Source organism: Paenibacillus sp. 2TAB26 (genome assembly GCF_052115145.1).
Classification (GTDB): domain Bacteria; phylum Bacillota; class Bacilli; order Paenibacillales; family Paenibacillaceae; genus Pristimantibacillus.
Map to the genome: position 1 here is coordinate 1 of NZ_JBFRGC010000035.1, position 11,675 is coordinate 11,675.

An 11,675-nucleotide genomic window follows, 5' to 3' on the forward strand; every position below is an offset into this window, starting at 1 on the left:
AAGGATTTGCGAGGCAGTTATTACTCGTTGTTCAGTTTTCAAAGAGCAATCTTTTCTCTCTTGTCGACCGTGTATCTCGTTGGCGACCTAGATAATATATCATAGGCGCCTATGGCATTGCAAGTGTTTTTTTCATTATTTGCGAAAAAGTTTTCAACACTCCTATTTGCCTTCTAATTGCGTAATCGTTGCTTCGCTTCCTCCTCACCTATATTGAAGAAAGACATAAAAAAACGAGCTCTGCGATTTCCGCAAGCTCGTATGACTTCTAATATGTTTTTGTAACTGTATATTGAGCTGCATCCTTGATAAGCTCATACTTTTTCTTGCCCTTCTTTAGACCCGCATCAACTGTCGTATCAATCGTAACCCATTTCCCATCCAAGTACACTTCGTTCCAAGCATGATAAACATCCACATAAGTAGATTGTCCCATCAAGAGCTTCGTAGGGATATCCACGCTCCGCAGCATTGCCGCAAACAATGAAGCGTATCCGTAGCAGATATCCTTTCTCGATTTAAATGTGAGATCAATATTGGGGAGGTAATCAACTGACAGATTAGCAGCTAATTGATTATCATAACTTACATTCGTAATAATATACTCGTAGATTGCCTTTACTTTCTCCATATCCGTTTTTTTATTGCTCGCTAATTCTTTTGCCTTGACGATGGCGCTGCTCGCATTCGACCAGTCAATGTTCTGGATGGAATTCAAGTACAAAACCTTGTTGTCTTTCAAATCAAGCGTCACGGTTTCTTTCTTCGCCAGTTTGTATTTGTTGCCTGTTGTATTCTCTAGAACAGATATCGTATATTCGCCATTGCCAAGCTGCAATGGAAACTTCTCAGCCGTTTTTCCGCCGGTTAGATTATATGTATAATTTGATGCGCCTTTTGCGATCATAAGCTTCGTTTTCACTTTAGTGTTCACTGTATATTGTACGGAGACAACACCCTTATCTAAATTCCCCGTATTGAGCCAATCAGATGAATCCGCTTCATTTGCCTGAACGACCGTTACATGGATGGATGCAAAAAGAACAAAAGCTGCGATGACTAACATAAATTTACGCATGAATATACTCCCTTCGGTAGCTGGCTGCCATCTTACGGAAGGCCCTTTAGCTTTGCGTCCCTACCTTTCGATAGGTTTGCCATTATCGTGTGAAGCGCTTTGTGATGAATTTCCCCTATACAAACAAAAAAAAGCCTGTTCATTCGGTAGCTGGCTGCCATCTTACGGAAGGCCCTTTAGCTTTGCGTCCCTACCTTTCGATAGGTTTGCCGTTATCGTGTAGCGCTTTATTAGTTCTATTCTACCATATGAATCTAGCAAATCAATAGATTGTACTACAATATCAATCATAATTTGAATGTTTTTAAGGATTGTTGTTGCAAATTCTCGATATTAGAAAAAAAAGAACCTTATGGCTTCTAAAAGCCATAAGGTTCCTTGGTCTCTTTCTTATTCAGCAGAACGCTGATCTCTCATATGAGGGAACAACAGTACATCACGAATAGATGGAGCATCTGTTAGAAGCATGATCAATCGGTCGATACCGATTCCTAGTCCGCCTGTTGGCGGCATGCCGTATTCCAGAGCGCGGATAAAGTCTTCATCCATCTCATGCGCCTCGTCATTTCCATGCTCACGCTCAACAAGCTGCGACTCGAAACGCTCACGCTGATCGATCGGATCGTTAAGCTCCGTAAATGCATTAGCATGCTCACGTGCTACGATGAATAGCTCAAAACGATCGGTGAAGCGTGGATCTGCTTCGCTCTTCTTAGCAAGCGGCGAAATAGCAACCGGATGTCCTGTAACAAAGGTTGGCTGAATAAGCGTGTGCTCACCGAACTGTTCAAAGAAAGCGTTGAGAATATGACCAAATGTCATATGCGGATCAACGGCAACTTTGTGTTCTTTCGCCAAACGATGGGCTTCCTCGTCGCTCATTTCCACGCCGAAATCTACGCCAGTCGTTTCTTTGACAAGCTCAACCATGCTGACACGGCGCCACTGAGGTGTCAAATCAATCTCTTGGCCTTGATAAGTGATTTTCGTTGTTCCAAGAACCTCTTGCGCAATATGTGCGATGACATTCTCTGTCAATGCCATAATATCCTTGTAATCAGCATAAGCCTCGTAAAGCTCAATCATTGTAAACTCTGGATTGTGGCGAGTCGAAATCCCCTCATTCCGGTATACACGGCCGATCTCATATACTTTCTCCAATCCGCCTACAATCAGTCGCTTCAAATGAAGCTCGATTGCAATACGCATGTAGAGCTGCATGTCCAGCGCATTATGATGCGTTTCGAAAGGGCGTGCTGCAGCACCGCCTGCAATGGAATGCAGCGTTGGTGTTTCTACTTCTAAATACCCGCGGGAATCTAGGTAGCGACGCATGGATTGAATGATTTTGGAACGAGTAATAAAGGTTTGTTGGACGTCGGGATTCACGATAAGGTCAACATAACGCTGACGATAACGAAGCTCGACGTCTTTCAAGCCATGATATTTATCGGGCAATGGAAGTAGCGACTTTGTCAAAACTTCAATATCACGTGCTTTGACAGAGACTTCGCCTGTATTCGTTTTGAATACAACGCCTACTACGCCAATGATGTCACCGATGTCTAGCAAATCAAAAGCTGCAAACTTATGCTCTTCAACGGAATCTTTACGAACATAAATTTGAACCTTGCCGCTCAAATCTTGAATCGTAGCAAAACCCGCTTTGCCCATGCCGCGTTTCTGCATAATACGGCCAGCAATACGCACTTCAACCGCTTTTTCTTCTATTTCTTCTTTACTGAGCCCTTCATAGGCTTGTACAATATCTTTGGCGTTATGAGTGCGTTCGAACTTTCGGCCGAATGGGTCCACACCTAGCCCTCTAAGCTCGTCCAATTTGTTTCTGCGAATTTGCAAGAGCTCACTTAGCTCCTGCTGTTCATTGTTTTCTTGTTCCACTTCTTTCATCTCCTTGATCATTCGGCAAAAGCAAGCAGCTGTCACCGGATTCATGCAGCAAAATCTCGTTTCGCAATAAAATATAAGCAATGTATAGACCTGTAATATACGTTCTTATATTTTAAACGTTCAAAAAGCTTCCTACAAGGAAGCTTTTTGAACCGCTCATAGCAAACATTATTTTTTGATATCGAGAATTTTGTATTGAATAATGCCGACTGGTACGCTAACTTCGACAACGGTGCCTTTTTTCTTGCCTAGAATCGCTTTACCAACCGGGCTTTCATTTGAAATCTTGTTTTGCAAAGGATCTGCTTCCGCTGTACCAACAATGGAATAATCCATTGTGTCGCCATACTCCATATCCTCAACCGTTACGATCGAACCGATGCTCACGGTATCAATATCAATATCGTCATTATTTATAATGCGCGCATTGCGCAACATTTTCTCAAGGGTAAGAACACGGCCTTCGATAAATGCTTGCTCATTCTTCGCATCTTCATATTCCGAGTTTTCGCTTATATCACCATAGCCAATTGCTACTTTAATACGTTCAGCTACTTCACGACGCTTGACCGACTTTAAGTGCTCTAATTCATCTTCGAGCTTTCGCAGCCCTTCTTGAGTCAGAATGATTTGCTTATCGTTCATCTTTCCGATTCTCCTGTCATGTGACTAATTTTTCATACCTTGTATGAATTCACTGTTACCTAATATATTACGCTTCTTATTCCTCATACCAACTGTTGTTTGAAGCGCTCTTGATGTCTTCGTTAGATTATATTGCACGATTATATTGCAAAGTTACCCTGAATGTCAATCAAAGCCAGACGACCCATTGAAACCGTTTCATTTCTGAAATGTAGAGCAGAAGCCGCATGATAGCGGCTTTTGTCGAATGGTGTCGGCTCGCTCCCGTTACGGGGTAAATCGCATAACCGATCTATTTGTATTTTAGTAAGCATCTACTTCTGCAGAACCCGCTTCATTGCTGAAACAGCGCTGACAGCTTGAAATTCTTCGTCCTCTCCAAGCGAGTGGACGTAGTTTTCCAAAATCGCTACCATCGGATCACGGCCGGTATGTTCGAGCAGCCTTTTGCATCCTCTGGTGAGAAAACGTCGCCATTCCCAATTACGGGAATCGATACCGCTACTTTGACATCCTTTATAATGTCCCAATTAGCCTTACCCGTATACTACCATGCAAAATGGCCTTGTCGCTTACCATCTCCGCACATACAAGACCCGTTCCAAACTCCTTGTCAATTAATCAAAGGCAGGATAGCACACGCTTGCCATCGGCGCTAGCACTACTCTGTTCTTCATTTCGATGCCACCGATTTTCAGCATGTCACTCCTTCCTCCTCTTCTAACTGCTTATTGTTCATGTCTTGTGTACCAGACAGCACTATTCACGGTTATCAGACATTAATTCCTCATAGCTGATTCCGAGCGTCTTTGCGATATGATTTAATAACTTCGTATCCGTCTTTCTTGTTCCTCGCTCCAATGAGCCAAGAACGGCCACCGATACGCCAAGCTCCTTGGCCAGCTCCTGCTGAGTATAGCCCTTCAGCTTTCGAAAGGCTCTGACGCGCTGCGCCAATTGATTGTTTTCCATAACGTAATGCCTTCCTTTCCATCCAGAAGCGCTGCTTCAGATACTGCGCTTACCTCGGACTGCAGCCGATGTGTTTGATCCAAAACATCATGCAGCGGAACGAGAACGAACGACCGCTCCATCATACGCGGATGCGGCAAAGTTAATTCCTCTTGATCCATTCTGACATTATCGTATAGGAGCAGATCAAGGTCAATGGTTCTCGGTCCCCAACGAATTTGTCGAACTCTACCGAGCTGCTGCTCGTACTCCAAAAGCTGACGCAAAAGCATTAATGGAGATAGTGTCGTTCGTACAGCTAATGCCATATTGATAAAGGGCGGTTGCTCTGTGTAGCCTACCGGATCAGTCTCATACATGCCTGACACTCTGCTTACCACGATGCTCGGGTGCGCATCGATGAGGCTAATCGCTTCCAGCAGCAGTTGCTCACGGTTTCCCATGTTAGATCCTAAAGCAATATATGCCTCTGCCTGTGCGCCATCAAGCGGGAATTGTTCTTCCATCATTGTCCCGCTTTCTGCGCAGTTCTACCGTTACCCCGTCAAAATGGATATCAAACGGCGGGTTTGGCTTCGTTACTCGAACCGTCACTTCATTTACCATAGTATAAACTTCCAGTACTTGCGATGCAATGTGACCTGTTAAAGCTTCGATAAGCTTAAACGGAGGGCCCTCTACAATCGTTTTCGTGAGAGCGTGGATTTCTGCATAATTCACCGTACTGTTCAAATCATCGGTTAACGCCGCTTGCTCCAAATCCATTTTGAGTTCAACATCCACATAATATTTCTGGCCTAGCTTGTTTTCTTCAGGAAATACGCCGTGGTAGCCGTAAAACCTCATCCCTTTGATCATCATTTTATCCATTATAGTCACTCTCCTAACGATGTACCTTATTTAAAATAAGAAATGGCATTCAACAACACAATTAATGTCGGTATAAAATGGCGTCCGTCATAAGTGCGGTACGCTTAATTGCACGCACATCATGCACACGTACGATTTGGCAGCCGTGCGCAATGCCAAGAGCAACCGTCGCAGCCGTTCCCTCAACAAGCTCATCAACAGGCAGATTCAGCGTCTGCTTAATGAAACGTTTACGCGAGGTGCCAAGCAGCACCGGATATCCAAGTGCATGCAGCTCGGATAGACGGCCAAGCAGCTCCAGATTATCCTCATAGGTTTTGGCAAAACCAATACCCGGATCTAGCCAGATTTGATCTTCAGCGATGCCAGCCGTTCGAGCAATGCTTACACTGCCCTGCAAATCTGCAAGTACATCGGGAACAAAATCATTATAGTCTCTCGCATGGCGGTTATGATTGATGATGACAGGACAAGCATATTCAGCTGCAACTGCGGCCATATTAGGGTCGCCCTTAAGCCCCCAAATGTCATTAATAATATGAGCACCCGCCTCTAACGCATGCCGTGCAGTCTCAGCTTTGTATGTATCGATGGATAAAGGGATGTGCGGCAGCGCCTTACGCAATGCCTGAATAACAGGAAGGATACGCCGCAGCTCTTCCTCCACTCCCACCGGTTCAAATCCTGGACGTGTCGATTCACCGCCAATATCAATAATATCAGCACCTTCCTCCACCATCGCTTTCGCACGGGCAAGAGCCGCATCGACACTCGTATAGCTCCCGCCGTCCGAGAATGAATCAGGTGTCGCATTCAAAATGCCCATTATCAACGTACGCCCGCCTAGCTCCAGCCTCGTTCCGCTGCCAAACTCATATGCTCTTTTATAGAAATTTGGTTGTTGATCCATTGTTAGACCGCCATCCTTCTTCTTAATGTTACATGATTATAGAGCTTAGATAGCTCCAGCATCACCGTCAATTGTCGTCTGTCGGTAAAGAGTAAGCAATTGCTTTGTAATAGAACCTGCTTGACCGTTGCCGATAACTCTACTCACCCCGCCAGCTTCTAATAACAGAGTAACGGGAACGAGCTCCTGAATGGAATTGGTGAGCCAAATCTCATCGGCCGTTTGCAGCTTCTCTAAGCTATAAAGGCCCTCTTCGGTTTCATACCCTGCACTGCCAGCCAGCTCCAGAACTCGCTCGCGTGTAATGCCCGGCAATATGCCGGTGGCCAGTTCAGGCGTATATACAACATTGTCCTTAGCAAAAAACAAGTTGCTCACGATTCCCTCCGCCAACCATCCTTCTCGGCTGAGCATAAGACCCTCGGCCCCAGACGCAGCACCACTGGCAAGCAGCTCTCGCTTAGCAATAATATTGTTCATATAATGGAGAGACTTAAAGCGAACCTCGCCCTCAGGCGTATTCCTCCTTGTCTGCAAAAGCCGCAGCTCCCGTCCGCGCATATGAACCGCATCATTAACCGGCGGCAACGCCTTTACAAGCATTAACACATTCGGCTGTTCATAATCTCCTGTCGGCAACCCTAGCTCAGCTTCGCCTGCACTGACGGTTAGTCTTATATAGCCATCTTTTAATTCATTCGCCTCAAGAAGCTCGTTAACAGAGCTTCGCAGCTCCTCCATATTAGGCGTGTACTGAATTCCTAGCTGATCACAACCTGAGCATAACCGCTTCATATGCCTGTCTAGTAAGTAAGGTTTCCCCTCATACGTGCGGAAAGTCTCGAACAAACCTATACCGTACAAAAAGCCGTGATCATAAACTGAGATCACGGCTTCGCTCGCATCCATTACGGAGCCGTTCAGTTCGACCTTCATCGCACTGCGCCCGTCCGATTTTGCAAGAAATTACGAAGCATCGTCAAGCCATGCTCCGTTATAATGGACTCAGGGTGAAATTGCACCCCTTCAATTGCATATTCCTTATGACGCAAACCCATAATTTCTCCTTCATCGGTTTCCGCTGTTATTTCCAAGCAATCAGGCAGCGTTTCACGGCGTACGATAAGAGAATGATAGCGAGTAGCGGTAAACGGTGATGGCAAACCTTCAAACACGGATTTTCCTTGATGATAAATGGCAGACGTTTTACCGTGCATCAGCTTCTCCGCACGTACCACTTCCCCGCCAAATGCTTGTCCGATCGATTGATGACCAAGACATACGCCAAAAATCGGGATTTTACCTTTAAAATGCTCGATTAGAGATAAACTAATGCCCGCTTCATTCGGTGAACACGGACCTGGTGATATTAAAATATGATCGGGCGCTAATGCTTCGATTCCGGCTAAATCTATTTCGTCGTTTCTTTTTACCGTAATATCTTCCCCAAGCTCACCCAAATACTGTACTAAATTGTACGTAAAGGAATCATAATTATCGATGACAAGTATCATGTTAAGGCTCCCCCTTTTTCCGTTTCCGCTGCCAAATCGACTGCTGCAAACCGTTCGCTGTACTGAATGGCCTTCCATAACGCCTTCGCCTTGTTTAGCGATTCTTTATATTCCCGCTCCGGCTCAGAATCAATAACGATGCCTGCTCCCGCTTGAATATGAACAACGCCTTCCTGAAGCACCATTGTTCTAATAATAATATTAAATTCCATATCCCCGCTGTAGTCAATCCATCCAAGCGAGCCCGTATACGGTCCTCTGCGTGTCGGTTCAAGCTCTTCTATGATTTCCATTGTGCGAATTTTTGGAGCACCTGTAATCGTTCCTCCGGGGAAGGTAGCCGATATAACATCGTAAGCATCTTTTCCGTTTGCAAGCTGTCCTACTACCTGAGAAACAAGATGCATAACATGCGAATATTGTTCAATAACCATAAACTCTTCGACCTTAACCGTACCGTAGGTTGAAATCCGCCCAAGATCGTTCCGCTCCAAGTCAACGAGCATAATATGCTCCGCCCGCTCCTTCTCATTCGTGAGAAGTTCGTCAGCCAGGCGCCGATCCTCTTCCTCCGTTCGCCCGCGTCTACGTGTTCCAGCTATCGGTCTTGTGATCAGCTTGTTATCGTTGAGCTCAACGAGAAGTTCAGGGGATGCAGATACAATCTGAAAATCAGGACAACGCAGAAACCCCATATAAGGTGATGGATTAACTAGTCGAATCCATTCATAAAGTTCTTCCGGCGCAGCCGCAATCGCTTTGCTCTGACGAACGGACAAATTCACTTGAAAAACGTCACCCTGCTCAATATATCGCTGAATGCTGCGAACAGCGTCCATGTATGCTTGCTTCGAGAAAGGCGATGTGATGCCAGTAATCGAATCCACATCCAATTGCAATAAATCGTCTGTCAACAAGCGCTGACGTTCTGCTCGAAGCGATATCGCCTTCGCCTGGGCACGCTCTTCATCAAACCAGGTTAACCAGTAGTCGGTCATCCCTTCCGCTCTAGATGAAGCACGGTCATAAGCAGCACGCAGCTCCTCTTGATCCGCATCTTGATCTACTTTTGAATGGACAGCACAATACACTTTTGATTGCTCATGGTCGATTATCCATATCTCATTCATTTGCATGAATAAATAATCGGGAATATCCTGATTATCCTCGGCTAGCACCGGCAATCGTTCGATCGAACGGATGACATCGTAACCCCAGAATCCGATACAGCCGCCAACCCATTTAGGCCCATTCTCAAGCTTCGGCCCCAGCAAACCGCTCATCCATTCTCTCACAACCTCAAGCGGCTTACCTTCCCAGCGGCGCTTGCTTTGCTCCTCTAGCGAATGGAATTGTATCGACTCTGCTTGCAGCCCTTTTCCACGGATAACCCCGTCAGGATGCAATCCCAAATACGTATATCGTCCGTCCTTGCCGCTTTCTAGTACAAAAGCATGTGGCGAAGCGTCCTGCCATACTTCTTCCCATGACGTTACGTTCGCCCGATTACCGAACTCAAAGGGTAATTCTTTAACGAATGGCAGCGTCGTATATTTCTGTTCGGCGTGCCACCGAGTCCATTGCTCTATCGCGGTGATCATCACCTTCAACCCCCGAATACTTGACTTATTTTGCTCAGTATACAGAATAGCTAAGTAAAAAGAAAGCCTTCCATTCCGAGGAATGAAAGGCTGTTCGATATAGGCAGTAAAAATTAGTTTTCGAAGTTGAACAGCGGTGTGGAAAGGTAGCGTTCGCCGTTGCTTGGAACAATCGCAACAACACGTTTTCCTTCGCCAAGCTCTTTCGCAACTTGCAATGCCGCATAGATCGCTGCGCCAGAGGAAATTCCGCAAAGAATGCCTTCTTCTTTCGCTGCACGACGAGCGTATTCAAACGCATCTTCGTTCTCAATTGTAATGACAGCGTCGTAGATATCACGGTTCAAAATATCAGGAACAAAGTTTGCGCCGATACCTTGAATTTTGTGAGCACCTGGTTTGCCGCCAGAGAGGATCGGTGAAGCAGCAGGCTCTACCGCGTAAATTTTAATACCGTCGAAGTTTTTCTTGAGCACTTCACCAGTACCTGAAATCGTTCCGCCAGTTCCGATACCGGCAACGAACGCATCAAGCTTACCATCAAGGGAGTTAATCGCTTCGACGATCTCAGGACCTGTCGTTTCGCGGTGAACCTTAACGTTTGCTTGGTTTTTGAATTGTTGCGGCAGGAAGTAGTTCGTGTTCTCAGCAGCTAGTTCTTCCGCTTTGCGAACAGCACCGTTCATACCTTCAGAACCTGGAGTCAATACAAGCTCTGCACCGTAAGCGCGAAGCAGGTTGCGACGCTCAATACTCATCGTTTCAGGCATAACAAGAATAGCTTTATAGCCTTTTGCAGCTGCTACAAGTGCTAGTCCAATTCCTGTATTTCCACTAGTAGGCTCAATAATAGTATCGCCTGGTTTTATGATTCCCTCTTGCTCAGCTACCTCAATCATACTGATTGCAATACGGTCTTTTACACTTGCACCTGGATTTTGATATTCAAGTTTCACATAAACTTCTGCACTGCCCTCAGGCACGAGACGGTTTAAACGAACAAGCGGAGTGTCACCGATAAGATCTAGAACACTTTGTACAATTTTGGCCATGGAAATAACTGCCTCCTTATTCCGACTAATTCAGTTGGTATTTTCACTAATTACATCTTAACAATCTCTTGCATCCGTTGTCAATAGTGACTTTAACGCTCCACTGAAAACGCAGCTCCGGGCAAAGCTATTCTGTTTTCACAGCATCATATTTCTCTAGCAGCTTATCCTCAATTTTGGTCAATGAGTCAGCACGTTCAAGCGCCAGCTGCTTGCGTACGGTATCTTGCAGCCTGCCGCCCGACATATTCGTTGTCATTTGGCGCTCGATAAGACGAATAACCGCATAGCCCCCATCTACCTTAATTGGACCAGCAATTTCAGCTACCCGCAAACGACTGGCTGTTTCCATCATTTCGCGGTTATAGAATGGGTCATCTTTATCAATCAAGCCGAGATCGCCGCCTGTATCTGCTGTAAAAGAATCAATGGAATAGGAATGTGCCATCTCAGCAAAATCCTCGCCATCCGATAAAAGCCCCATCACGGAGTTGGCTTCCTTCATCGTCTCCGTTATAATCCATTGCAGATGCAGCTGCATTTTCTCATCAAATTCCTCAGGATGATCGGTTATATAGCGTTCAACCTCTTCATCTGAAACATGAATGCTTCGCACGACGATTTTCTCCAGAAGCAGGCGGTAATGCAAGTCCTCCAACACCTGTTCCCGACTCATGCCTAATTGCTCTTGCATGACTTCAAAAAAACGTTCTTCACTATCGTAGCCTTCAATCATTTTATCAAGCTCACGGCTTTGCTCTTCTGCAAGTATACTTAGCTCAGAGGCTGCAGCTTCTAAATCAATCGCTTTGTGAACCATTAACATGCGCAGAACGGCAGCTCCATATTGCGAATGAAGCTCACCTTCCAAATCTGCAAGCGTAATGTTTTCCTTGCCCACTTTAGCGATAACACGACTACCATCCGATTGATTCGTTGGTGTTTGGCCTGGCTTGCTCGGTTCAGCCGTTTCTTCCCCACTGCCGACATTCGTTGGCTGCTGATTATCCAGCTGTCGATCATGACCCGGCCACACTCTAATTACGACGACTACCGATAATACCACCATGCATACGGCTTGAAGGATGACAACGGCCTTCAGCACCTCGTATTTCCTCATTG

General features: G+C 45.6%; 13 protein-coding genes, 1 pseudogene and 2 riboswitches. All 14 genes and pseudogenes read right to left on the minus strand.

The genetic code is table 11. The features are described from left to right. Positions 1-268 precede the first annotated feature (268 nt). Positions 269-1,078 carry a transglutaminase-like domain-containing protein gene (locus tag AB4Z50_RS30225; protein WP_441885212.1) on the minus strand — a complete coding sequence of 270 codons (810 nt, stop codon included), beginning with the start codon at positions 1,076-1,078 and terminating at the stop codon, positions 269-271. Between the two features lie 12 nt (positions 1,079-1,090). Continuing rightward, positions 1,091-1,169: riboswitch (cyclic di-GMP riboswitch) on the minus strand. Between the two features lie 51 nt (positions 1,170-1,220). Further along, positions 1,221-1,299, minus strand: a riboswitch (cyclic di-GMP riboswitch). Between the two features lie 169 nt (positions 1,300-1,468). Continuing rightward, on the minus strand, positions 1,469-2,989 hold the full coding sequence (gene lysS / locus AB4Z50_RS30230) for a lysine--tRNA ligase (RefSeq protein ID WP_430061203.1): 1,521 nt from the start codon (positions 2,987-2,989) through the stop codon (positions 1,469-1,471). Positions 2,990-3,157: 168 nt separating this feature from the next. Then, complete coding sequence (gene greA, locus AB4Z50_RS30235) at positions 3,158-3,634, minus strand: transcription elongation factor GreA (RefSeq protein ID WP_054025847.1); 477 nt, start codon at positions 3,632-3,634, stop codon at positions 3,158-3,160. Between the two features lie 409 nt (positions 3,635-4,043). Beyond that, on the minus strand, positions 4,044-4,157 hold the full coding sequence (locus AB4Z50_RS30240) for a tRNA-dihydrouridine synthase (protein ID WP_441885293.1): 114 nt from the start codon (positions 4,155-4,157) through the stop codon (positions 4,044-4,046). 11 nt (positions 4,158-4,168) lie between these two features. Beyond that, a pseudogene (locus AB4Z50_RS30245) lies at positions 4,169-4,335 on the minus strand (tRNA-dihydrouridine synthase); the annotation flags it as partial. A 58-nt stretch (positions 4,336-4,393) separates the two neighbouring features. Then, positions 4,394-4,606, minus strand: a complete 213-nt coding sequence (locus AB4Z50_RS30250; RefSeq protein ID WP_054025845.1) for a helix-turn-helix domain-containing protein — start codon at positions 4,604-4,606, stop codon at positions 4,394-4,396. Continuing rightward, on the minus strand, positions 4,558-5,112 hold the full coding sequence (gene folK, locus AB4Z50_RS30255; protein ID WP_441885215.1) for a 2-amino-4-hydroxy-6-hydroxymethyldihydropteridine diphosphokinase: 555 nt from the start codon (positions 5,110-5,112) through the stop codon (positions 4,558-4,560). Before folK ends, AB4Z50_RS30250 begins: the two co-directional genes overlap by 49 nt. Further along, positions 5,090-5,476, minus strand: coding sequence for a dihydroneopterin aldolase (folB, locus tag AB4Z50_RS30260; protein ID WP_441885217.1), 387 nt, complete (start codon positions 5,474-5,476; stop codon positions 5,090-5,092). Before folB ends, folK begins: the two co-directional genes overlap by 23 nt. 61 nt (positions 5,477-5,537) lie before the next feature. After that, positions 5,538-6,386, minus strand: a complete 849-nt coding sequence (folP, locus tag AB4Z50_RS30265) for a dihydropteroate synthase (RefSeq protein WP_441885219.1) — start codon at positions 6,384-6,386, stop codon at positions 5,538-5,540. 45 nt (positions 6,387-6,431) lie between these two features. Then, a complete protein-coding gene (gene pabC, locus AB4Z50_RS30270; RefSeq protein ID WP_441885221.1) occupies positions 6,432-7,322 on the minus strand; it encodes an aminodeoxychorismate lyase in 891 nt (296 codons plus the stop codon). Beyond that, on the minus strand, positions 7,319-7,900 hold the full coding sequence (gene pabA, locus AB4Z50_RS30275; protein ID WP_076271315.1) for an aminodeoxychorismate/anthranilate synthase component II: 582 nt from the start codon (positions 7,898-7,900) through the stop codon (positions 7,319-7,321). Before pabA ends, pabC begins: the two co-directional genes overlap by 4 nt. Further along, a complete protein-coding gene (locus AB4Z50_RS30280; RefSeq protein ID WP_441885223.1) occupies positions 7,897-9,501 on the minus strand; it encodes an anthranilate synthase component I family protein in 1,605 nt (534 codons plus the stop codon). The genes pabA and AB4Z50_RS30280 overlap by 4 nt, the downstream gene beginning before the upstream one ends. Before the next feature lie 113 nt (positions 9,502-9,614). Beyond that, positions 9,615-10,553 (minus strand): cysteine synthase A, encoded by a 939-nt coding sequence (gene cysK / locus AB4Z50_RS30285; RefSeq protein ID WP_054025838.1) that lies wholly within the window; start codon positions 10,551-10,553, stop codon positions 9,615-9,617. A gap of 127 nt (positions 10,554-10,680) precedes the next feature. Next, positions 10,681-11,673, minus strand: coding sequence for a peptidylprolyl isomerase (locus tag AB4Z50_RS30290; protein WP_441885225.1), 993 nt, complete (start codon positions 11,671-11,673; stop codon positions 10,681-10,683). Positions 11,674-11,675: the final 2 nt, after the last annotated feature.